This window comes from Halorussus vallis, assembly GCF_024138165.1.
Classification (GTDB): domain Archaea; phylum Halobacteriota; class Halobacteria; order Halobacteriales; family Haladaptataceae; genus Halorussus; species Halorussus vallis.
Window position 1 is genome coordinate 395,555 of the sequence record NZ_CP100001.1, and the last position, 23,225, is coordinate 418,779.

The window sequence follows — 23,225 nt, forward strand, 5'->3', positions numbered from 1 at the left end:
CGGTCGCCGTCGGCGGGCGATGCGCGGCGTCCGACGCCCCGCCTCGCCGGCGATTTTCGAGGAGTTCGATCACCTTCGGAGCGCCTCTCGGCGCTCCTCGTACTCCTCCTGAGAGAGGTCGCCGCGGGCGTAGGCCTCCCGGAGTTCCCGAATCGCGGGGTCGGTCCTCGACTCGCTGACGGCCCGGTAGCCGAGGTAGCCGATGCCGACCGCCAGCGCCAGCCCCGCGACCCAGAAGCCGAGCACCCAAACCGGGCCGACGCCGCCGAATCCGTTCGGCGACCCGTTCGGTCCCATCGGCCCGAACATCCACCACCCGACACCCATCACGGGCATCAGGAACAGCATCATCAGCAGCGGCGCGAGCAGTAGCAGGACGAACGCAACCACCAGCAGTCGGACGAGCGAGTCCACGTTCGACGCCATCGACGGTCGTACGACGGAGGTGGTGAAAACAGTTCGTACGAGCGCGGCGGACTCGGGACGATGGGTCGACGCGACGGCGGTCCGACGATTCGAATCGACGCCGGTCGTCCGAGACGACCGGTGTCGCGCACAACAAGACATTAGCGTCGGCCGACCGATAGTCGTCTCGACAACGAGATGCTGGGACGTTGCCAGCGAGAGGAGGACCGCCGTCCGGAACTGAGGGAGCGTCGGTACCGATGACTGCGAGCAGGCGACGCGACACCGCGGTGGTCGTCGCCGCCGTGTTCGTCACGCTCGTCATCGCCGCAGTTCCGACGCCGGGAGAACCGTCACCCGACGCCCAGCGAGCACTCGCGACCGCGGCGTTCGCGGGCATCCTGTGGGTCACGGGGGCGCTCCCCCTTTCGATCACGGCGCTGACGGTGCCGGTCTGGCTGACGGTGCTGGGGGTCTACCCGACGCTGGCCGAGTCGCTGTCAGGGTTCGCCGACCCCGTCGTCTTCCTGTTTCTGGCGGCGTTCGTCCTCGCGGCCGCGCTCCAGAAGCACGACCTCGACCGCCGACTCGCCCTGCAGTTGCTCGGCCGAATCGGAACGACGCCCCGACGGATCGTCGCGGGCGTGATGGTCGTCACCGCGGGACTGTCGATGGTGGTTTCGAACACCGCCACGGCGGCGCTGATGGCCCCGGTCGCGGTCAGCCTCGTCCGGCAGGTCGACGTCGCCACCGAGCGGTCGGTCGGGAACTTCCGCGTCGCGGCGCTGCTCGGGGTCGCCTACGCCGGGAGCATCGGCGGCATCGGCACGCCGGTCGGCACGCCGCCCAACGCCATCGTCATCTCGCGGTTGAACCAGGCGGGTTTCGACGTCGGCTTCGCCGAGTGGCTGGCAGTCGGCCTCCCGGTCGTCGCCGTCACGCTCCCGCTGGCGTGGTACGTGCTCGTCCGCGTCTATCCGCCCGAGGACGTGGACGTGTCGGTGGCCCGCGAGCACGCCCGACTGACGGTCGCCGCCGACGGTCCGCCGGACCGGACCGGCCGCCGAGTCGCGGTCGTCTTCGCCGCCACGGCCGCGCTGTGGGTGTTCGGGAGCCTCGGCTTCCTCTTCGAGGACCTGCTCTCGGTGCGCTGGCACGCGACCGTCTTCGGCGGGGTGGGACCGTGGCTGTTCGGCCCCGGCGGCCACCAGGGACTGCTCTACTTCGCACTCGTCGGTCTGGCCGCGATTCCGGCGCTCTACCTCGTCGGCGGCGTCGAACGGGAGGACCTCGGGAGCATCGACTGGAACACCCTCGTCCTGTTCGGCGGCGGCCTCGCGCTCGCCGACGCCCTGAGCGATACGGGCGCGACCGACTGGCTGGCGACGCAGGTGCTGGCGCTGGTGGGCGACGCCTCCATCGTGGTCGTAGTCGCCGCGGTGGTCGCGCTGACCGTCCTGCTGAGCGAGATCGCCTCGAACACCGGGACCGCGGCGCTGCTCGCGCCGGTCCTCATCGAGGTCGGCCGGGGCTTTCCGGCGGTCGGCGGCGTCGAGGGCGGCGTTGCGGCCGCGCTGGTCCTGCCGATTGCGAGCGCGGTGGCCGCCAGCTACGGGTTCGCGCTCCCGGTGGCCACGCCGCCCAACGCCATCGTCTACGGGAGCGGCGGGGTGACGAGGGGCCAGATGCTCCGGGCTGGGACGACGCTCGACCTGGTGTTCGTCTTCGTGACGACCGCGGTGATGCTGGCACTCGCGGCGACGGTGTGGCCGGTGGTGTTCTGAGAACGAACTCCTCCGTCTGTCGGGTCGGGAAACCGGGTGACCGATTTACTGCGCGCCGATTACCGGCCGAACCGCCGGAGGCGCTCGGCGACACAGACCACCGGAAGCGCCCGCCCGACCAACCGACAGGGTGGTTTTCGTGAGGGAAGCGAACGAGAGCTCGTCGGACCGGAGGTCCGACGGTGGACTGAAAGGGGCCGGCCGCTCGCGTCCGAAGGACGTGGTCGCTTCCGACGGGCCACTATTCGACGCTCGCCGATGGCGAGCGTCGAATATCCCGCAGAACGACCGCGAGCGGGCGGGGGCTTTCGAGGCGGTCATCGTAACGTCGTCGCTTCGCTCTCCCGCCGTTCTGCTCACGCCACTCCAGCGTACCGGGCGAAAACTAAGTAACAGGCCCCCGTGATGGACGCCGGAACCATGGGGGAGACAGAGCCGATGCCGAACGACAGAGGGCGAGAGAAGAGCGGCGGGGAACCCCGAGACGCCGACCGCGACCCAGTACCGACCGAACCCACGGGCGCGCGCGAGCGACCCGGTCGCTCGCGCGCGCCCGGACCGCCGTCGAAGGGTTCCGAGCGGTCCCGGTGGTCGTGGCGGCGCAAGTGGGTCGGAAGCGAGCGAGCCTGGAACGTCCCCGAGGCCGCGTTCCCCGTCGAGGGGTCGATGGAGGAGAAGGCGCGACACCTCCTCCGGTACGCGGTGCTCGCGCCGTCGAGCCACAACACCCAGCCGTGGCTGTTCACCGTCTCGGACGACCGGGTCGAGGTGTACGCCGACCGCGACCGCTGGCTGACCGTCGCCGACCCCGACAAGCGCGAACTGTTCCTCAGCGTCGGCGCGGCCCTGGAGAACCTCCTCGTGGCGGCCGAGCACTTCGGCATGGGCCACGATGTCGAGTACTTCCCGGGAAGCGAGTCGAACCACGCCGCGACCGTCACGCTGAGCGAGCGCGATAGGTCGGACGACACCGACGAATCGACCTCGGCTCGCGAGTCGGCGTCGGCCCACGAGTCGGCATCGCCCAACGAATCGTCGCCCCGCGACTCCCGGCTGTTCGACGCAATTCCCCGCCGCCGGACGAACAGCGGTCGCTACCAGGAGCGGACGATTCCTCGCGAGGATTTGCGGGCGCTCCGAGAGCTCTGCGTCGAGGAGGACATCGCGGTGCAGTTCGTGACCGACCCCGCCGACAAAGGGGCCGTCGCCGACCTCGTCGAGCGGGCGACCCGCCGTCAGTTCGCCGACCCGGCCTACCGGCGCGAACTCGCCCGCTGGGTCGGCCGGGGCGCGTTCGGCGACTCGTTCCCGGAGGCCAAAGTCGGGAAGGTGCTGCTCCGATACCTGAACGTCGGCCGTCAGCAGGGCCGGAGCGACGCCGCCCTGGTGCGCGACTCGCCCGTGCTCGTGGTGATTCGAACCGTCGGCGACCGCCGCACCGCGTGGGTGCGGGCGGGGCAGGTCTTCGAGCGGGCGAGTCTGCTGGCGACGGTCCTCGGCCTCCAGACGCACCCGATGAGCGCGCCGCTCGAAGAGCCGGCGCTCCGGCGGGAGCTGTCGGACCTCCTCGGTGCGGCCGACGACGGACGGGAGTGGCCGCCTCAGCACCTCTTCAGACTCGGCTACGGGAAGACCATCGCCGAACCGTCCCCCCGCCGGTCGCCCGAGGCGATGCTTCTGGACTGAGGTCGGTCGATTCGCAAGAGCCAGGCGACAGTCCCCCGGCGTCGTTTCCGTCGGTCGGCGAACCCGCCAGCGAACTCACGGTCGTGCGACATTCTGCCACACCCTTATATACCATCGGTCCTAACTTCAGGTGAATCCGGTCATGGGCCGTGATTCGGATTTCGAAATCGGCCTTCGAAGGTCGAGGCGGCCGCGGCAGGTCGCTTCGATCCCGTTTCGGAGACTCCGGGTCCGACCGGTGACTGGTGGGGAAAATGAGCGAAAAGAGAACACCCGACGAAGAGAAGAGCGGAGTCGAAGTGGGAAGCGAGGACGTAGTGGAAAGCCAAAGTAGAGCAGATAACGAGGGCGAGGCGAAGAGCGAAGTCGAAGCGGAAAACGAGATCGAGGCCGAGAACGGAACCGAAAGCGAAGCCCAACCCGAAAGCGGAGCAGAGCCGAAGACCCGATTCGCGGAGGATCGGACGTACGAACGGCTGTACGAGGAGGCGATTCCGTCGGTCGTCTCGGTTTACGTGACCGCCGAAACCGACTTCCGTCGGTCCGACCGCGACGGTCCCGGCGGCGGGAACCCCGGGCACCCGCCCGAGGGACCGCGACGGTCGGGGGCGGGGTCGGGATTCGTCTACGACGACGAGGGGCACCTCGTCACGAACCAGCACGTCGTCTCGCCGCCGCGGCGTCGCGGGCAGTCCCGCGAACGAGCGAGCGCAGTCGGCAGACGCGTCGACGTGCGCTTTAGCGAGGGCGACTGGCGCACGGGGGAGGTCGTCGGCGTCGACCCCTACACCGACCTCGCGGTGGTGCGCGTCGAGGAACTCCCGGCGTACGCCGACCCGTTGCCGATAGCGGCGTCGAACCCCGCTCCGGGGCGTCGGGTCGCGGCGCTCGGCAATCCGATGGGCCTCGACGGGACCATCACGAAGGGTATCGTCAGCGGAACGAACCGCGCGACGCCCTCGGGAGCGGGCTTCACCATCCCCGACGCGATTCAGACCGACGCCGCCATCAACCCCGGCAACAGCGGCGGGCCGCTCGTGACGACTCGCGGCGAAGTCGTCGGCGTCAACCGCGCCAAGCAGGGCGAGAACATCGGCTTCGCCGTCTCGCCCGACATCGTGAACCGCGTCGTTCCCGAACTCATCGCGGACGGGGCGTACCGCCACTCCTACCTCAACGTCCGGACCGTCGACGTGTCGCCGACGGTCGCGGAGGCGAACCGGCTCGACGAACCGGCCGGCGTTCTGGTCGTGGACGTCCGCCTCGGTCCAGCTAGTGGGGGGCTGAGAGGCTGTCGCGGTAGTCGCGTCGTTCGAGGGCGCGACGTGCCGGTCGGCGGCGACGTCATCGTCGGCGTCGATGGCCGACCGGTTCGCTCCCACGAGGAACTGACGCGGTATCTCATCACCGAGACGTCGCCCGACGAGTCGGTCTCGGTCGATCTGATTCGGGACGGCGAGCGACTGACCGAGCGAGTCACCCTCGCCGAGCGCCCGCGTCCGGGCACCGGCGGACACGTTCCGGTGCGGTGAGGGCGATGCGGTAAGGACGGTGCGGTGAGTCGATGATGTGAGTCGTTCGTCCACCCCATCGTTTCCGCTGTCCATAACGGAGCGTCGGGCGAGTTTTCGGGGAGTGTCTCTACGGGGTCACAGAGTGGATCACCGGTCGAAGCGTCGATTGGACTGTGGATAGATCCGTCGAAGCACCGAGTCGTTTCTGTGGATTCGGCGTTTTCGAAACGACCCCGTTGTTTCCGATGTTTTCGTACAGTAACGGGCGGAACAAGGCTGAGAAGTGGTATAAGATTCGGAGACGGAGGCGAAAGCAAACGGTAGTGACGGAAGGATAGACAGAGGAAGAGGAGCGCAAGCGGGAATGGACGATGTCCAGAGATTTTCACCAGCGGTGGGGCGACACCAGCGATGGGGCGACACCAACGGCGAGACGGTGGAAAGAGCCGACACCACTGTTTCCGCTGTCCGTTACCGACGGTCTATCCCAGTGTTGACGGTGAGAGACGGAGAGTTGACGGACACCCACCCCACTGTTTCCGCTGTCCTGAAGACGAGAGGGAGGTGGTCGAAGTGAGGAGGTGGGACTGGGACGTAATTGGACACCCACCCCATCGTTTCCGCTGTCCTGAAGACGAGAGGGAAGACGGTGGTGACGAACCGCAGGGAGAGGTGTCGATCGTCGAACGGTTGGGGAAAACAGAGGAAACGGCGGGGTCGAAGTGGCGAAGAGGACCGAAATAATCCGATAGCGAGCCGGTGTACGGTGAATCAAGGGAATGGTGAATCGTAGATTCAGCGAACCACGAATGCTCTTTGGAGTATATGGACTCGGATTAGTGTCTTCGGTGATACTATCTATCTCCAACTTACACGGACTACCTCGCCTATATAGTCGAAGTAGTCTATTTGCACTACGGATTTGGTTTTTCACCTTACCACATAAAGCTTTCCGTTTCAAAAGAGTTTCACACCGCCACCCCTCCCTCCCCTACGAAAGACTCCGGAAACGATGGGGTGGGTGTGTCTTTAAGTGAGTCGAGACAGCGGAAACGACGCACCGCGCTCTTCCACCGAATCCATAAGTACGTTTGGGACAGAAGAAACAGCGGACGGGCCAGTCGACGCCAGTCTTTATAACCCCTTCCGTTCAATCAGGGGGCATGTCATCGTTCAGTTTCGACCGGGACAACTCCCTCTATAAAAACCGGGACGCGCTCTTGGAGGAGTACACCCCGAACAATCTCGTCGGGCGGGACGACGAACTCGAGGAGTACCACGCCGCGCTCCAGCCGATAATCAACGGCGAGGCGCCCTCGAACATCTTCCTGTACGGCAAGAGCGGCGTGGGGAAGACGGCCGCGACCCGGTTCCTCCTGAATCGACTGCAGGACGACGCCGCGAAGTACGACGATATCTCGCTCGACGTCATCGAGATCAACTGCGACGGCCTCAACTCGAGTTACCAAGTGGCCGTCCGCCTGGTCAACACGCTTCGGGACCCCTCGTCTCAGATCAGCAACACCGGCTACCCGCAGGCGCAGGTCTACAGTTTCCTCTGGGAGGAACTCGACCAGCTCGGCGGCACCATCATCGTCGTGCTGGACGAGGTCGACCACATCAACGACAACTCCATCCTCTACCAGATTCCGCGCGCCCGGAGCAACGGCTACCTCGAAGACGCCAAGATCGGCCTCATCGGTATCTCCAACGACCTCTCGTTCCGCGACTCGCTGTCGGCGAAGGTTCGCTCGTCGCTGTGCGAGAAGGAAGTCTCGTTCCCGCCGTACGACGCCACCGAACTCCAGAAGGTCCTCAGCCAGCGCGAGCAGGTCGCCTTCCACGAGGGGGCGCTCGCCGAGGACGTGATTCCGCTCTGTGCCGCCTACGGCGCCCAGGACGCCGGTGACGCCCGCCAGGCGCTCGACCTCCTGCTCGAAGCGGGCGATCTCGCCCGGAAGGAGGCGGTCGAACAGGTCATCAACCACCACGTCCAGGAAGCCCGCGAGAAACTCGAACGCGACCGCATCATGGAGGGGGTCGCCGACCTGACCGAACACGCCCGACTCATCCTCTACGCGCTGACCTCCCTGGAAGCCGAGGAGAACACCCCCGCGCGCTCGCGCGACATCCGCCCGCGCTACGAGCAACTGTGCAACCACGTCGGCACCGAACCGCTCACCAGTCGCCGGATGCGCGACCATCTCGCCGACCTCGCGATGCTCGGGGTCATCTCCTCGACCGAGAAGAACGAGGGGATGTCGGGCGGGAAGTACCGCGAACACGCCCTCAAACAGGACCTCCAACTGGTCGTCAGTGCGCTCGAAGAAACAATCGAGTTCGCGGGCGTCCACGAGAGCATCCGACCCTACTACCAGTCGACCTTCGACGAAGTCGAGAACTAATCCCTTCTCCTCTCCTCTCCTCTCCTCTCCTCTCCTCTCCTCTCCTCTCCTCTCCTCTCCTCTCTACCTGTCCGACGACCAGCTTCCCTCGTCTCGCTTCGCCTCGTCGCCCGAAACCAATTACGTGTCACTCCGTTCGTCGAACCCCGCGATTTCCGCTGTCGTCAGGGGACGGACTCCTCGGGAGGACAGCGGAAATTCCGGGGTCGGACCCGACGCTGACGCTGGATAGAATGTCTCTATGGCCTCTACTCGCTATTTTTCGTTCTCTTGCTACCTCGACTCGTTTCGCCGCGGGTTTCCACCGCTCCGTCGAGCCGAGACAGCGGAAACGGTGGTGTCTGACGCGGTCGAGTACGCTCGTCGATCGCGGTCGACGGCTCGGTCGAATCCGAAACAGCGGAAACCATGGAGTCCGGCGATAAACAGCGGAAACGATGGAGTGGACTGGCGGCCTTTCGCTCGGCGGAAGACCGCCAGCTGACACTCGGACCGATTCGCTCTAATAGGGACTCGGGCGGCCGAGAAGTCCGTACGTGGGGTTAAACAGCGGAAACGGCGGAGTGGGGAACAGCGGAAACGGTGGTGTAACCGCCTTCTCGATTCTCGCTGGTTTCTCCCCTCGACAGTGGACGAGTCGCGAGCGACGTCTCCAGCCACCGCCGGCGGTAAACAGCGGAAATCGCGGGGTTCGGTCGGAGGACGGCGTCGGACCCGCCCGCGACGCCAAGCATCGAGTCGAGTTCGGTGGGTTAGGCGAATCAGGTGCGTCGATTACGTTGACGGAAAGAGGGAACATCGACGAGGAGAACGACAGTATCGGCAGGCGGTACACCGTCGGCGGTGGGTGCCCGACACCCGAAGGAGACGCGGCGTCAGTTCCCGTGTTCGACTTCCAGCAGTCTGGACCCGCAGTCGCCGCAACTGACCGCCACGACGTCCATCGTCCGACAGCAGGACTCGACGGTTTCCTGGTCCATCTCGATCTCGCCGCCGCAGTCGGGGCAGTCGTCGAGGAAGATTCGCAGGCCGCTCAGCACGCGACTCTGGTTCGTCACCGTCAGGGCGTCCCAGTCGGGGTATCGTTCTTCGAGCACCTTCGCCGCGGCGAGGTCGGCCACCAGCGCGGCGCGGGACTCCCACTGGCCGAGTCGGCCGCCGTCGTACCGCGCGACAAGCGCCTCGTCGTGCTCCTCGAACGAGAGTTTCTCCTCGTCGACGTCGAGGACGGCGCTCAGGTCGCTCTTCTCGGTTTCGCCCTCCCGTATCGCCTCGATGTGGTCGTCCCACTCGGCGCGGAACGACTCGTCGAGGCAGAGGTCGTCCATCTCCGCGCACGGTTCGACCGCGCCCGCCTCCGCCAGCACCTCCTCGGGTTCGCGCTCCTCCGCGCCGACCTCCGGCGTCTCGATTTCGTGCTTGTCGAACTTCGCGAGGAGCCAGTCCGGGAAGTACTTCTTCGTGAGCGACGGGGTTCCCGGGACGAGATAGCCGCGGAGATAGATGGCCAGCAGGCACGCCCCCAGCACCGGCAGTCCGACCAGCGGCGTGGCGACGACCGACACCGCGGCGCTCCCGACGACCGCGATGGCCACGTTGACGATGGTGCACGGCGTACATCGGTTCTCTCCGGTGTACTCCGGTTGTTGAAGCCGCTCGATCAGGCCGGTGGACTGGGTACTCATATCGTGATAGTCTGATCTTTCATCAACATATATTTGTCGGTGAACAAAACCGGGCGATTCCACGTTTGGCCACGAAAACGATGGCCCCGTTTCGACGACCGACGCTCGAAATCGAAGAAGAGAACGCCGGGTTTCACGAATCGGCGTCGGCGCGTTGGAGTCGGAGCGTGACGACGCCGCCGGAGGCGGTGGTTTCGTCGGTTTCGGCAGCGTCGCGGTCGGCTTCGTCGGTCGCGGCCTCCGCCTCGACTCCCGTCTCGGCGGTCGCGAACCGCAGTTCCCCGCCGAACTTCCCGACTATCCAGTTCGCGAGCCAGAGTCCTAGCCCGCTCCCGTGGTGGAGCGCGGTTTCCTCGCCCTCGACCAGCACCGTCCGCTCCTCCTCGGGGATGCCGGGGCCGTCGTCGGCGACGGTCAACTCCACCCACTCGTCGTTCCCGCCGGCCGCCGAAACCGACAACGTCACCGTCGGACGTTCGCGGTCGTTGTGCTCGATGGCGTTCTCCAGGACCTCGCCGATGGCCGCCTCAAGGGTCTTGTCGGCGTAGACCGTCACCGCGTCGGGGAGGTCGGCGGTCACGTCGGCGTCCGGGTACGTCTGGCGGAACTCGGCGCAGGTCCGCTCGACGCAGGTCGCGAGGTCGACCTGGCGTCTGGTCCGGTCGTCGGCGTCGAGGGTCTTGCCGACCTCGCGGGCCTTCTCGCTGATCTCGATGAGTTCGCTCGCCTTCCGCCGGATGATGTCCGCCTCGCGCTCGGCGTCGGGGTGCTCGTCGCCGATGTTCTCGGCGTGGCCGAGCACGACGTTGAGGTCGTTGCGGAGGTTGTGCCGGAGGATACGATTGAACACCTGGAGTCGCTGCTCCCGGCGGACCAGTTCCTTGCGGGTACGAACCGAATCGACGGCGTAGGCGACGGCCTCCCCGAACTTCGAGAGGATCTGTCGCTCGGTTTCGCCGAACGCGCGTCTATCGTCGGACCAGACGACGAGAACGCCGTACGGACGGTCCTCGTACACGAGCGGAATCACCGCCACCGCGCAGTAGTCGGCGTCGAGGTCGGACGCGCGTTTCGGCGCCGGGGTCGGCTCGACCGGTCGCTGGACCCGAATCTCGGCGCTCGCCACCGCCTCCCGAATCGAAGCGTTCACGCGCCCGTCGTCACCGTCGCCGGCGAGCGGGACCGGTTCGAGGCGTCCGACGTCTATCCCCGCGGCGGCCTGCGGTCGGACGGCGTCCGTCTCCTCGTCGTACTTCCCCACCCACGACAGCAGGTACGGCGAGGCGGTCGTGAGTTGCTCGCAGAGCGTCTCGGCGATGTCCTCGCGCGACGTCGCGCGGAGGACCGCCTGGCTCGCGTCCCAGATGTGGTCGTTGACGTCGATGAGGCGGTTCGCCAGTCGCTCGGCCCGGCGTCGCGCGATGGCGTTCTCGATGCGGTTGGCGAGGACGGTGAACTGCTCTTTGCCCACGCCCTTCCGGAGGTAGTCGGTGACGCCCGCCGAGATGGCCTTGCTCGCGATTCGCTCGCTTCCGCCGCCCGTAAGCAGGATGAACGGTATCTCGGGAAACGACTCTCGAACCGCGTCGAGCAGTTCGAGGCCGTCCATCCCGGGCATCTCGTAGTCGCTGACGATGCAGTCGAACGTTTCGCGTTCGAGTCGTTCGAGCGCCGCCTCCGCGCCGTCGACCGTCCGGACTCGAATGCCGTACTCGTCGTCGAGGACTCCGGCCGTCACCTTCGCGAAGAAGTCGTTGTCCTCGACGTGAAGCACGCGGGGCGGCGCGTTGAGCATCCTTCGTGTTCCCGCTTTGGCGGAATCCTAATAAATGGTTTCGTTCATTTAACGCATCCGATTCTAGAGGCTCTCGGGGGAAAATTACCTCGAATCCGGTCAGTCCTCGGACTTACCGAACGAAGGCGTCGGTCCGTCGGTTTCCGCGGCCCACTCGACGGCGTTGCCGAGTATCCGCCGCACCTCGGGCTGGCGATAGACAGGGTACGTCTCGTGGCCGGGCCGGAAGTAGAATATCTTGCCCGCGCCCCGCCGGTAGCAACAACCGCTCCTGAACACCTCGCCGCCCTCGAACCAACTCGTGAACACGAGCGTCTCGGGGGCGGGCACGTCGAAGCGCTCGCCGTACATCTCCGTCTCGGGAATCTCGAACGACTCGGGCAGTCCCGCCGCGATGGGGTGGCTGGGTTCTATCATCCAGATTCGTTCTGTTTCGCCCGCCTCCCGGTACTTGAGGTCGCAGCTCGTGCCCATCAGCCGCTTGAAGAGCTTCGAGAAGTGCCCCGAGTGGAGCACGACCAGTCCCATCCCGTCCAGGACGCGTTCGCGGACCCGCTCGACGACCTCGTCCTCGACCTCCTCGTGGGCGTCGTGACCCCACCAGGTCAGCACGTCGGTTTCGGCCAGCACGTCGTCGGTCAGGCCGTGCTCGGGTTCGTCCAGCGTGGCGGTTTCGACCTCGAACCCGCGCTCCGCGAGCGCGTCGGCGACGACCGCGTGGATGCCGTCGGGGTAGACCTCCCGGACCTCCTCGTCCTCCTGCTCGTGGCGGAACTCGTTCCAGACGGTGACGCGGGTCATCGCTCGTTCATCTCCGACCGCGCCTCGGTCCCGTCCGAGAACAGCGAGTCGAGGTCGGGCCGCTCCTCGACGAGTTCGTACCCTTCGTCGGTGTTCTCGACGACGCCGTGGCGTTCGAGGTGGTCGAGGTGGGCCCACGCCTCGCCCGGTCCGTGGAGGATGTGAATCTCCGAGAGGTCGCCGAACAGGTCGGCGCTGACCGTCCAGGCGTCGGCGATGCCGCGCTCGCGCAGAACCGCGAGCACGTTCTCGGTGCGCTCGCGGTGGTGGGTGCGAATCTCGCGGGCGCGACCCGCGGGGTCGTCGATGGGGTCGCGGTGGCCGGGCCACGCACGCGCGTACTCCGCTTCGACGAGCCGGTCGAGCGACGCGAGGTAGGTTCCCAGCGGGTCCTCGACGCGAGGGTCGGCGCCGCCGACGTTCGGCGTGTACTTGGGCAGCAGCGCGTCGCCGGCGAACAGTTCGCGGCCCGACTCGCCGTCGAAGGCGTAGCCCGCGAGTCCGGCGGCGTGGCCCGGCAGGTGGACCACTTCGAGTTCGACGTCCCCGAGGTCGAAGCGGTCGCCGTCGCCGACCGTTTCGACGGTCGGCGACTCGCCCCGAATCTCCTCGTGGAGTTCGAGAAACGCCGTAAGTTCGTCCCGCGCGTCCTTCGGCATCCCCCAGTCGTCGAACAGCCCCAGCTCGTCGGCCTGGGCCTCGTGGCTCGCCGACGGGTCCTCGATCACCGGCGCGTCGGCCTCGTGGGCGTAGACGGTCGCGCCGCTCTCGCGTTGGAGTTCCCCCGCCAGGCCGGCGTGGTCGTGGTGCCAGTGGGTGAGGAAGATGGCGTCGAGGTCCGAGAACTCGACGCCGTGTTCCGCCAGTCCGTCGCGCAACTGCTCGCGCACGTCGGGCGTGGCCACGCCCGTGTCGACCAGCGTCGTCGTCGCGCCCGGTTCGACGCCGAGGAGGTAGGCGTCGTTCTGGCCCTCGAAGACGGTGTTCCCCAGTTGAATCCGTTTCACGGTCGTACTCCGCCCGTCCGGGGTAAGTCGTTTTCCTTCCTCTCCCTCTCCCCGGGTCACTGCGTCGACCCCTACCGCCCCGCGGCGCCGAAGATTTCTAACTCGCGTAGTAAAAATTCCTACGGAACTTTTATGATAGATAGCGTGCGCTGTTCGAACGTCGGATGAGCGAACGAATCGAGCAACGGGAGCGCGACGACGACCGCATCAACTGGAAGCGAACCGACGACGGCGTCGAAATCTACGACGAGGCGAACCCCGACGCGTGGGTGCGGATGGAGTTCGTCTCGGGCATCGACCCCGAGAAGCGACTGTACGGTATCTGCGGCGACTGCGGCATCGTCACCCCGCAGCGAGGCCTGCCCTCCAGTCGCATGGCCTGCGGGAACTGCGGCGCGGAGTACGGCGACGACTGAGCTCCTCTCTCGGTCGTTCTGGCGCACTTTCAAGAGCCTCGGCGTCGTCGTTCGACGCCATGAGCACTTCGGGTGGTCGCCCCTCGTGGAAGGTCATCGCCGCCGCGGCCGTCGGCTCCGTCGTCGGGATGCTGATAGTCATGCCGCTAGTTCCGCTGGTCGTGGACCTGCTCGTCGGCGTCCTGAAGGGCGTCCTCGACGTTATCGTCCCGGGCGGTCGACCGGAGTACGGTTGACGATTCGGGGTTCGGATGTTCGGGGGTGCGGGTGACATGCGGTCGCTCGTCGCGCGCGACGGAAAATACGCGCCTCGACGATGCGGCACGAAAGTTTTGATGCCTGACGTGTTAGCCCCTGTATGGCCTCGCACCGCGGCTTTGCCAGACGCGACGTCCTGAGCCTAATCGCCGGCGCAGGGGCTCTCTCGATAGCGGGATGTAGTGGGGCCGACGGTGACCCGTCGTTCGCGGTTCCGCGGTCGGCGTTGATCGACGAACCGATCTCCGTCGAGGTGAACGGCCTCGAACCGCGAGCCTCGGTGGTCGTCCGGGCCGGCGCGAACGCGCGAGACGGCACTAAGTGGGAGGCCCGCGCTCGGTTCGAGGCCGACGACACGGGAACGGTGGCCGTCTCCGAACGGGCGCCGGTCGAGGGAAGCTACGAGGGCGCCGACCCGATGGGGCTGTTCTGGTCGAAGCGACCGGCCGACGCACCCCCGGGCGAACCGCTCGCGCCGGCGACGGTGTTCGCCCCGCCCGAGCGAGGCTACGACGTCGCACTCACCGCCGAGGTGGACGGCGAGACGGTGGCCGAAGCGACGACGACGCGACGACTGTTCGACCCCGACATCCGCCGACAAACGGTCGAGAGCGACGGTTTGGTCGGGGAGTTCTTCTCGCCGCCGGGCGACGACCCCGTCCCCGGCGTCGTCCACCTCCACGGCGCGGGCGGCGAACCGCACCTGGCGACCGGGCGACTGCTGGCGTCTCGCGGGTTCGCGACCCTGGCGCTCCGGTACTTCGGCGACCCCGAACCGATTCCGAACACGCTCGTCGAGGTGCCGGTCGAGTACGTCGCGACGGCGATGGAGTGGCTCCGGAACCGCGAGCGCGTCGCCGGCCCCGACGTCGGTCTGTTCGGGTTCTCTCGGGGCGGACCGCTGGCGCTGCTCGCGGCGAGTCACTTCGATGGGGTCGGCGCCGTCGCGGGGTGGGTGCCGAGCGGAATCGCCTGGGAGGGACTCGGTTACGGGCGGACGCCGGCCGGCACCTCGGCGTGGTCGCTCGGCGGCGAACCGGTCCCGTTCCTCGAACTGGCCGACGCCGACCCGGGACCGCCGCCCGCCCCGTCGCTCCCGTACTACGAACCGGCGCTCTCGAACGCGAGCGAGGACGAACGGGCGGCCGCGACCGTCCCGGTCGAGAACGCCGACGCGCCGATTTACCTGGTGTCGGTGACCGACGACCGGCGGTGGCCGTCGACGCGACTCTCCGAGCGTGTCGTCTCCCGCCTCGACGTGGCGGGGTACCCTCACCAGTACCGACACGACGTCCAGCCCGGCGCGGGACACTACCTCCGGTTTCCCTACCTTCCGACGGCCGGGACCGCGCGGGACCGGTACAACGTCTACGGCGGCGACCAGGTGGCGAACGCCATGGCGTGCGAGACGGCGTGGTCCGAGACGCTGTCGTTTCTCGGAGACACGCTGGGCGGCTGACTCTCGACGTTCGGGTCGGAACGTCGCCCACTTGCCCGGGAAAAGAGCTTAGTCGCGGGATTGACAGCTACCGGGTATGCGACCCTCCCTTTCCCGGCGCGCCGTTCTGCGGGCGGCCGCCTTGCCCCTCGCGCTCGGACTGGCGGGGTGCACCGACGAAGCGCCCGAGGACGTGGAGTCGGTCCGCGTGACGAACTGGCACGCCGACCCGCACACCGTGGCGGTCGCGGTCCGCGTCGACGGAACCGAGCGACTCGCCCGCACGGTCGACGTTCCGGCGGTGACCGAGTGCGACGGCGCGACAGACCCCGGCGACGCGACCATCGAGAAGACGCTCCCCGGCCCCGGCTATTTCGGGAAGCGACGCTACGAGGTGACGGCGCGACTCGACGGCGGCCCGCCGAAGACCGAGGCGACGACGACCGGCGATGGGTTCGACGGCATCGAGGTTCGCATCGGCGACGACCGGTCCCTCGACGTCGTTTTCGCCGACGCGGTCTAACTATTTCCGGCGTCCGCGCCCGACGAGCACGCCCGCGGCGAACGCGGCCGCGAGCAGTCCGAACGTCCGCCCGCGGTCGAACCGGACGAACCGCGTCTCGCCATCGGTGATTTCGAGCGCGCCGACCGGAGTGGCGCTCGCGCCGCCCCCGATGCCTCCTCCCTCGCCGACCGACTCCGATTCGGTGGCCGACGTCCGGGTTCGTCGCGACCGCTCCTCGTCGGGGCCGCGACCGAACCCGCCGCCGAACCCGTAGGTGACGCGCGCGACCGGCACCACCGTCCGGTCGCCGCGCTCTATCGGGTCGCCGTAGACGTTTCTGACGTTCGCGCTGTGCTGTAACCGTTCGACGATGGTGTCGATTCCTGGAACGCTCATCTCCCCACCTTCTCCGCCCGGTTCGACGCCGGAGGAGAAAAAGGTACTACCGCCCGCCGGCGTTCGCTACCGCACTTCGTACGTCTCGTCGCTCGCCAGGAATCGGCTCAGGTCGGCGGTCTGGCGGTAGTCGGAGGCCAGCAGGTCGGCGAGCGACTCGGCGAGTCGCTCGCCGTCGCCGTCGTCCCACTCGGTCGGTTCGCGAACCGGGACGACCAGGAACCCCCGTCCCGGGACGTGGTCGGCGTGGAGCGCGGCCATCCCCCGCGAGTCGAGCACCGCCTCTCGGGCGGTGTACTCCCGGAGGACGTGGCGGGTCGCCCGTTCGCCGACCGGCAGGAGGACGTGGGCCGCGATGGCCCTGAGTTCGGCGTCGAAGAAGCGTTCGAGGTCGTCGTACTCCGCCGCGGTCGGTTCGCGACCCTCCGGGAGACAGCACGAGTGGAGGTACGAGAGAAAGAGGTTCGCCACCGCCGGTTCGTCGCTGTAGGCGTCGCCGACCAGGCCGACCTCGTTCAGAATCGGCTGGATTCGCTCGCCCGCGACGCTCCCGGTGAACGGCACGCCGGTCGTCCGACCGCCGTGGACTCCGGGGTGGTCGCCGACAAGGTGGAAGTCGGCGTTGGCGTCGCCGTATCCGTGGACCGCCCGGCGAACCGTGCCGTCGCAGTCGTGGCGACACGGGGGTCGCATCCCGAAGGGGTTGCTCGTTCTGTCCGTGACGTTCTTCACGCGCCGGGATACGGGAGAGGTCGTTATAATCGGCGTGATTTCGCGCGCACCCCTCCGCCGCGGCAGAGGGGTGCGCGAACTCGCCTCAGTCGTCGTCCTTGATGTCCTGCAGGCGGTCGATGAGTTCGTCCGGGGAGGCGTCGGACTCCACCGAAACCTCGCCCTCGTGGTCGTGTTCGTGGACGTTGACTGCGCCGTCCTCGTCGATGTCGTTCTCCTGGTCCTGCTGTTCAGACTCGTCGTAGCTACCGAAACCCATACCCCCGAAGTCGGGACTCTCCCAGTAAAAAGGACCGATGTCTTGCGGTTTCGTTACCGGTTGCCAGGTTCGAGGTAGTTTACCTCTCGCGGATTCGCGTTCACTGACGCTCGTTGACCTCCAGGACGCGGCCCGCCGCGATGGTCTGGCCCATGTCGCGCACCGCGAAACTCCCGAGTTCGGGAATCTCGCTCGACGGTTCGATGCTGAGCGGCTTCTGGGGTCGGACCGTGACGACGGCGGCGTCGCCCGACTGGATGAAGTCGGGATTCTCCTCCTTGACCTCGCCGCTCGCGGGGTCTATCTTCTGGTCGATGGACTCCATCGTGCACGCGACCTGGGCGGTGTGGGCGTGGAAGACCGGCGTGTAACCGTCGGTGATGACCGACGGGTGCTGCATCACGACGATCTGGGCAGTGAACGTTTCGGCGACGCTCGGCGGGTCGTCCGCCGGACCGCAGACGTCGCCGCGGTGGATGTCGTCCTTGCCGACGCCCCGGACGTTGAACCCGACGTTGTCGCCCGGTCCCGCCTCGGGCACCTCCTCGTGGTGCATCTCGATGGTCTTGACCTCGCCGCCGACGTCGCTCGGTTGGAACGAGACGTTGTCGCCGGTGTTCAGCATCCCCGTCTCCACCCGGCCGACCGGCACCGTCCCGATGCCCGAGATGGTGTAGACGTCCTGGATGGGCAGTCGGAGCGGCGCGTCGGTCGGCGGTTCGGGCGCTTCGAGGTCGTTGAGCGCTTCGAGGACGAGTTCGCCGTCGTACCACGGCGTGTTGTCGCTGCGCTCGACGATGTTGTCCCCCTCGAGCGCCGAAATCGGGATGAACTCGGCGTCGTCGGTATCGAACCGGACCTGTTTCAGCAGGTCCTTGACTTCCGAAACCACCTCGCGGTAGCGGTTCTCCTCGTAGTCGACCGCGTCCATCTTGTTCACCGCGACGATGAGTTCGTTGATGCCGAGCGTGCGGGCGAGGAAGACGTGCTCCTGGGTCTGGGGCGCGACGCCGTCGTCGGCCGCCACGACCAGAACCGCGTTGTCGGCCTGGGACGCGCCCGTGATCATGTTCTTCACGAAGTCGCGGTGGCCGGGCGTGTCCACGATGGTGAAGTAGTACTCGTCGGTCTGGAACTCCTGGTGGGCAATGTCGATGGTCACCCCGCGCTCGCGTTCCTCCGCGAGGTTGTCCATGACGTAGGCGAACTCGAAGCCGCCCTTGCCCTTCTCCTCGGCTTCCGCCTTGTGCTGTTCGATGACGTGCTCGGGAATCGACCCCGTCTCGAAGAGGAGTCGTCCGACCAGCGTGCTCTTTCCGTGGTCTACGTGGCCGATGATGGCCAGATTCTGATGCGGTTTGTCTGCCATGTGGTTTCCCCCACCGTACGACTATGAGGGTCGGGTCCCAGAGTCAATAGGTGTTCCGGCGACGGAGGCGGCGAGTCGACCGTCTCCGTCGCTTGTCGGGCGACGAACTGATTCGAGACGCGCTACTCGCTCGTCGCGGTCGTCGCAGTCCCAGTGGTCGTCGCAGTCCCACCGGTTTCTCCGGTTCCTTCAGCCGTCCGAAACGCGCCGTCGCCGACCAGCAGAATCGTCCAGTACGTCTCGCCCGCGTACCGCACGAGGTACGGCCCGCTCAGGTCCCCTTCCCCGTCCTCGTCGAGGCCGCGCACCTGCTCGCGGTCCCGAAACCGGTCCGCGAGCGAGACGAGCGCGGTCGGCGGCGTCTCGTCGGCGGGGACGACGTACCGGCCTTCCTCGACGGCCGTCTCGACGATGTCCCGCTGGGCGTCCAGAAGGTCGGCCAGTTCGAACGCGAACCGCTCGCGCATCCGGCGGCCGTACTCGCTCGCGGCCGCGACTCGCTCGGCGGCGTACCGGTAGGCGTTCACGGTCGTCTCGTAGGCGTCGTCGACGACCCACTTCGCTCCCGACCCATCCTTCCACACGATGACCGAGTGCGCCGGGTCGGGCACGAGCGCCGACCGCTCGCGTTCGGCGTCGGTGTAGAGGAACGTCGTCCCGACGCCGACCGTACTGCCGTCGGCAAGTCCGTGCCGGGCGAACGCCCTGCGGTCCACCGCCGGGAGGTCGGCGAATCGGACCGTCTCCGAGTCGGCGACCGACCCCTGGACCACGTCGACTTTCACCGAGTACCGGGTGGCGGGCGTCCGGCCGGTCACCTCGTGGGAGAGTCGGTAGACCGTCCCGTCGTAGGTGAGGTGCCGATTCTCCGGAAACGGGGGTCGTGTCCGTTCGAGCGTGGCCCCGCCGTCGAGGATTCGCTCGAACAGCGCGGCCGTCTCGCCGCCGGCGTCGACGGAGTAGAGGACCTTCGCCGGCAGGTCGGCGTCGCGTACCGGCGTCATTTCGAGGCTGGCGGTCGGCGACGTGCCGACGAGCGACGACCCGCCGGACGAGACGGAACCGGGACTCGTGCAACCGGCGAGCGCGACCGTCGGGACGCCGGCGAGGGTGGCGAGGAGGGCGCGGCGGCGCATGCGTGTAACTCTTCGACCGCTACGAAAAGCGTTACGCGTTGAAAATGTTTCACTTTCGGCCGGCAGCATCGACGCCACGGTCGGTCGGGACGGCGGCCGTCACCGGCGACGCCGGAGACGCGATTGCCGAAGAGAGACGCGATTACCGAACTTCGGGTGCACGCCGGGCCAGCGCCACCCCGACGAGCGCGACCGCTCCGCCGACCAGAAAGGCGGCCCGGTAGCCGAATCGGTCGATGACCGCGCCGGCCGCGATGGGCGCGACGAACGCGCCGAACAGGCCGACGCTCGTCAGCATCGAGACGGCCGTCGTCCGGACCGACGCGGGCACGATCTCCGAGACGTAGGTGTACAGCAGCCCCATCGTCAACTGGACCGAGAAGCCCGCGACGACCACGAGCGCGACGACGGCCCAGAGGTCGCCGGTGAAGACGAACCCCACCACGGCCGGGGCGGAGACGACGAACGACAGCACCGCCACGGGCCGGCGCCGACCGTCGAACAGCCTATCGGAGAGGACGCCGCCGCCGGTCCGCGACAGGACGCCGACTGCGGGGAGTGCGGCTGTTAGCAGGCCGCCGGTCGCCAGCGACAGGCCGAGTTCGTCGCTCAGGTAGCTCGGAAGCCAGCTATTGAGGAACAGGTAGAGCGAGAACGCGAGGAAACTCAGCGTCGAGAGCGTCCAGGCGTCGCGGTCGGTGAACAGTCGGACGACGCCCGACCACGTGGGGGCGTCGGCCTCGATGGCGAGGCCCCGGCCCTGCGTCGCCGCCAGGAAGACCGCGACGCCGACCGCCGCGATGGCCGCAAAGACGGGCAGGGTCGCCGGCCACCCGAACCGGGCCGCGACGAGCGGGCTTCCGAACTGGCCGAGCGCGAAGCCGACCGGCGCGCTCGCGGTGAATACTCCGACCGCCGTCGCCCGGACGTCCGGTCCGACGGCCTGGCCGACCAGGTTCGCGCCGGCGTTCCAGAAGACGACGTACGCGAACCCTCCGAGAATCCGCGAGGCGACCAGGCCCCAGTACGACCCGGTGACGGCGGCGTACCAGCCCCACCCGCCCGCGATCAGCAGCGCCGCCGCGGCCGCGGAGACGGCCCGGCGGACGTCTGTCCGGTCGAGCGCGACGCCGACCGGGATGCTGGCGGCCACCGCGGTCGCGTACATCACGCTCACGAGCCACCCCGCCGCGGCCGGCCCGACATCGAGCGACTTCCGGACCAGCGGGAGCACGCTCGCCGGCGCTATCTCGTACGCACCGCCGGCGGTCGACAGCAGGAACAGTCCCGCGACGAACCCGACCGTCCGGCCCCGCGTCATGGTCGTCTGGGGAGCGTCGCGCGAGTCGAGAGCGTCGGTCACGGTAGTCACTTCCGAGGAGAGACGTAAAGTTCCGGCCGTATCGGAAAATACGGTGGCCTATCGGCGATGCGACTCGGCGGCCGCCGAGTCGCATCGCCGGGCGTTCCGCGGCCGATGTTCGGACGTTCCGCGGCGGAGTCTGGACTACGGGTGACCGGGACCGACCGCAGTCGGTCCCGGTCGCGCTGACGGCGCTCAGGCGCTACAGATGTCGTGGAGGTCGTCCAGACAGTCGATGTCCCAGGTCGGCCAGCAGTTCAGGTCCCAGTTCTCGCGGTGGGGACGCCGGATGAACGCCGAGTCGATGCCGGCGTTCTCGGCGGCTCTGACGTCGGACTCGTTGTCGCCGACGAACAGCGCCGACTCGGCGTCGAGGTCGGCGAGCGCCCGGTCGAGGTAGTGGGGGTTAGGCTTGCGGCGGTCGAGGCTCTCGATGGTCGCCTCGCGGCCGTAGGCCGTCCCGAACATGTGCGAGACGTCGAAGTGGTCGAGCAGGAAGTCGACCGTCTCCTGCTGGTTGGAACTGACGATGCCCATCGTGGCGTCGAGGTCGGCGAGCGTGTCGACGTCGTCGTAGAAGGTCTTGCGTCCGGCGCGAGCCTCCTCCTGTTGGATCCGAGACGCGGTGGCGTCGAGTCGCCGCCAGAACGTATCGGGTTCGAGGTCGTACGCGCCGCAGACTTCGTCTACCATCGCGGGGGTCGCTCCCACGGTCATGTTCTCAACGTGGTCGGGGTCCGGGTCGGTCACGTCGAACTCCGCGAACGTCTCCCGGGTCGCCTCCAGGAGGACGTCGAAGCTCGTGCGGCCGACGAGGACACCGTCGTTGTCGAAGACGACGGTATCGTAGGTCATATTCCATCAACGAGGGGGGTAGTTATAAGCGTTTCACCCAGGCCGGCCGCGTGCCGAACGAATGCCCGCCGCGAGGTGCGCCGTCGTTTTCGGGTCTATCCTTGCCAGCACATTTTAAGTATGGAATTTGATAGCAAGAAGTAATAGACATTGAAAATTAGAATCCAAATAACCGAAACGCTCCCGTTCGAACGACGCCCCTTCGCGATTACAGACGCCGGACGCGCTCTCCGCTCCACGGCCGAAATCCGACGAACTCGCCATACGAGGGCCTCTATAGCTGTCAGCGGGTGTAATCACCTGCATCCGAAACGGTCACACGAACTGTTTCAAGTTTCCCCTCTCGGTCCCGTCGAAATCCGAGGGATTATCCCCGCTTATGCGTCTATTTCGGTATTTGGGCCACCAAAAACGAGGCCGGAATTCTCCGTCGTCCGCCCCCCGTGTCTCGGCGGGGCTCCGCCGCGACGGCCCAACACTGGAAATACAAAGAAATCTGTCTGTAATCTCTTCGATAACCCGAGCTATCGACCGAACGCCTCGACCGTGTCGGCGTCGCTCAGCGCCCGAGAATGCGCTGGGGGTTGTCGACGGTTATCTTCTCCACGAAGTCGTCGCTCACGTCCTGTGACGCGATGGCGTCGAGGTTCTCGGCGGTGCTCGGCGTGGTCGGGTAATCGGTACCGAAGATGACGCTATCCTCGAACCGTCCGATTTCGGGGAAGTACTTGGAAGTGAGGCGATGCGGCGGGATGCCGGACAGTTCCAGATAGAGGTTGTCGTGGCGGCGCACCAGGTCTTCGGCCTGCTCGTACCACGCGGGTCGACCGCCGTGGGCCATGACGACCGTGAGGTCGGGGAAGTCAACGAGCACGTCCTCGATCGGGAGCGGGGTCGCGTACTTCGTCCGCGACCCCTCGAAGACGCTCGACCCGACGTGGAACATCACGGGAACGTCGAGGTCGGCGGCCGCCGCGTACAGCGGATAGACGTGGTTCTCGTTCGGACTGAAGTACTGGTATGAGGGGTAGAGTTTCAGTCCCCGCATGCCGGCGTCGACGAGTTCCCGCAACCGCCGGACGGGCCGGAACTGCGTGTTCGGGTTGATCGACGCGAACGGAATCAGTCGCTCGCTCCGGTCGGCGTACCGGAGCACGTACTCGTTCGGCACGTCGATGTCGACGCGCGGCGTCTCGTGTGCGAGGACGACCGCGTACTCCAATCCCGCCTCGTCGAGCGCCGCTTCGACTGCACGTTCGGGAATCTCGCCTTCGTCGACGAACGTCTCGTACACTTCCGGGTTGAATCGCTCCATCAGGTCGTGAATCTGTTCGTTGAACTGCTCCGGCCGTCCGACGTGGACGTGGAAGTCGAGTCCTTCGACGTCGCTCACCGCTCGAATCGACGGGCGAGAAT

The 23,225-nt window shown here is 67.1% G+C and carries 21 protein-coding genes; 8 read left to right on the forward strand and 13 right to left on the reverse strand.

What is annotated here, in order from left to right:
• Nucleotides 1-69: 69 nt before the first annotated feature.
• Nucleotides 70-426: an SHOCT domain-containing protein gene (locus tag NGM07_RS21985; protein WP_253520485.1), complete on the reverse strand. Its 357-nt coding sequence runs from the start codon at nt 424-426 to the stop codon at nt 70-72.
• Between the two features lie 239 nt (nt 427-665).
• Here NGM07_RS21985 and NGM07_RS21990 point away from each other — a divergent pair, with 239 nt between their 5' ends.
• The 4 genes from NGM07_RS21990 to NGM07_RS22005 all read left to right on the forward strand — a co-directional run bounded on the left by NGM07_RS21990 (nt 666) and on the right by NGM07_RS22005 (nt 7,794).
• A complete protein-coding gene (locus NGM07_RS21990) occupies nt 666-2,189 on the forward strand; it encodes an SLC13 family permease (protein WP_253520487.1) in 1,524 nt (507 codons plus the stop codon).
• A 420-nt stretch (nt 2,190-2,609) separates the two neighbouring features.
• Nucleotides 2,610-3,875, forward strand: a complete 1,266-nt coding sequence (locus NGM07_RS21995; protein WP_253520489.1) for a nitroreductase family protein — start codon at nt 2,610-2,612, stop codon at nt 3,873-3,875.
• A 476-nt stretch (nt 3,876-4,351) separates the two neighbouring features.
• The gene (locus NGM07_RS22000) at nt 4,352-5,407 is read left to right on the forward strand and encodes a S1C family serine protease (RefSeq protein WP_253521201.1); all 1,056 of its coding nucleotides are present in this window, start codon (nt 4,352-4,354) and stop codon (nt 5,405-5,407) included.
• A 1,145-nt stretch (nt 5,408-6,552) separates the two neighbouring features.
• Entirely contained in the window at nt 6,553-7,794 is a 1,242-nt protein-coding gene (locus tag NGM07_RS22005; RefSeq protein ID WP_253520491.1) for an orc1/cdc6 family replication initiation protein, read from the forward strand.
• An 875-nt stretch (nt 7,795-8,669) separates the two neighbouring features.
• Here NGM07_RS22005 and NGM07_RS22010 read toward each other — a convergent pair.
• The 4 genes from NGM07_RS22010 to NGM07_RS22025 form a co-directional block, all read right to left on the reverse strand.
• Nucleotides 8,670-9,479, reverse strand: coding sequence for a DUF8054 domain-containing protein (locus NGM07_RS22010; protein WP_253520492.1), 810 nt, complete (start codon nt 9,477-9,479; stop codon nt 8,670-8,672).
• Nucleotides 9,480-9,612: 133 nt separating this feature from the next.
• On the reverse strand, nt 9,613-11,274 hold the full coding sequence (locus NGM07_RS22015; protein WP_253520494.1) for a response regulator: 1,662 nt from the start codon (nt 11,272-11,274) through the stop codon (nt 9,613-9,615).
• 99 nt (nt 11,275-11,373) lie between these two features.
• On the reverse strand, nt 11,374-12,075 hold the full coding sequence (locus NGM07_RS22020) for a ThuA domain-containing protein (RefSeq protein ID WP_253520495.1): 702 nt from the start codon (nt 12,073-12,075) through the stop codon (nt 11,374-11,376).
• Nucleotides 12,072-13,082, reverse strand: a complete 1,011-nt coding sequence (locus NGM07_RS22025) for an MBL fold metallo-hydrolase (RefSeq protein ID WP_253520497.1) — start codon at nt 13,080-13,082, stop codon at nt 12,072-12,074. Before NGM07_RS22025 ends, NGM07_RS22020 begins: the two co-directional genes overlap by 4 nt.
• Nucleotides 13,083-13,246: 164 nt before the next feature.
• Here NGM07_RS22025 and NGM07_RS22030 point away from each other — a divergent pair, with 164 nt between their 5' ends.
• The 4 genes from NGM07_RS22030 to NGM07_RS22045 all read left to right on the forward strand — a co-directional run bounded on the left by NGM07_RS22030 (nt 13,247) and on the right by NGM07_RS22045 (nt 15,717).
• Entirely contained in the window at nt 13,247-13,498 is a 252-nt protein-coding gene (locus NGM07_RS22030) for a hypothetical protein (RefSeq protein ID WP_253520499.1), read from the forward strand.
• A 59-nt stretch (nt 13,499-13,557) separates the two neighbouring features.
• Nucleotides 13,558-13,734: a hypothetical protein gene (locus tag NGM07_RS22035; protein WP_253520500.1), complete on the forward strand. Its 177-nt coding sequence runs from the start codon at nt 13,558-13,560 to the stop codon at nt 13,732-13,734.
• Nucleotides 13,735-13,856: 122 nt separating this feature from the next.
• The gene (locus tag NGM07_RS22040) at nt 13,857-15,215 is read left to right on the forward strand and encodes an acyl-CoA thioesterase/bile acid-CoA:amino acid N-acyltransferase family protein (protein WP_253520502.1); all 1,359 of its coding nucleotides are present in this window, start codon (nt 13,857-13,859) and stop codon (nt 15,213-15,215) included.
• A gap of 76 nt (nt 15,216-15,291) precedes the next feature.
• Nucleotides 15,292-15,717, forward strand: a complete 426-nt coding sequence (locus tag NGM07_RS22045; RefSeq protein WP_253520504.1) for a hypothetical protein — start codon at nt 15,292-15,294, stop codon at nt 15,715-15,717.
• Here the strand turns inward: NGM07_RS22045 and NGM07_RS22050 are convergent, their stop codons facing one another.
• From NGM07_RS22050 to NGM07_RS22085, 8 genes are all read right to left on the reverse strand, one after another.
• Nucleotides 15,718-16,095, reverse strand: coding sequence for a GerW family sporulation protein (locus NGM07_RS22050; RefSeq protein WP_253520506.1), 378 nt, complete (start codon nt 16,093-16,095; stop codon nt 15,718-15,720).
• A gap of 66 nt (nt 16,096-16,161) precedes the next feature.
• A complete protein-coding gene (locus tag NGM07_RS22055; RefSeq protein WP_253520508.1) occupies nt 16,162-16,827 on the reverse strand; it encodes a uracil-DNA glycosylase family protein in 666 nt (221 codons plus the stop codon).
• Nucleotides 16,828-16,912: 85 nt separating this feature from the next.
• Nucleotides 16,913-17,086 carry a DUF5786 family protein gene (locus NGM07_RS22060; protein WP_253520510.1) on the reverse strand — a complete coding sequence of 58 codons (174 nt, stop codon included), beginning with the start codon at nt 17,084-17,086 and terminating at the stop codon, nt 16,913-16,915.
• 100 nt (nt 17,087-17,186) lie between these two features.
• Nucleotides 17,187-18,455: a translation elongation factor EF-1 subunit alpha gene (gene tuf / locus NGM07_RS22065; protein WP_253520512.1), complete on the reverse strand. Its 1,269-nt coding sequence runs from the start codon at nt 18,453-18,455 to the stop codon at nt 17,187-17,189.
• 122 nt (nt 18,456-18,577) lie between these two features.
• On the reverse strand, nt 18,578-19,591 hold the full coding sequence (locus NGM07_RS22070; protein WP_253520514.1) for a hypothetical protein: 1,014 nt from the start codon (nt 19,589-19,591) through the stop codon (nt 18,578-18,580).
• Nucleotides 19,592-19,733: 142 nt separating this feature from the next.
• Complete coding sequence (locus NGM07_RS22075) at nt 19,734-20,912, reverse strand: MFS transporter (RefSeq protein WP_253521203.1); 1,179 nt, start codon at nt 20,910-20,912, stop codon at nt 19,734-19,736.
• A gap of 237 nt (nt 20,913-21,149) precedes the next feature.
• Entirely contained in the window at nt 21,150-21,809 is a 660-nt protein-coding gene (locus NGM07_RS22080; RefSeq protein WP_253520516.1) for an HAD family hydrolase, read from the reverse strand.
• A 559-nt stretch (nt 21,810-22,368) separates the two neighbouring features.
• Nucleotides 22,369-23,202 carry an amidohydrolase family protein gene (locus NGM07_RS22085; protein WP_253520518.1) on the reverse strand — a complete coding sequence of 278 codons (834 nt, stop codon included), beginning with the start codon at nt 23,200-23,202 and terminating at the stop codon, nt 22,369-22,371.
• Between the last annotated feature and the right edge of the window lie 23 nt (nt 23,203-23,225).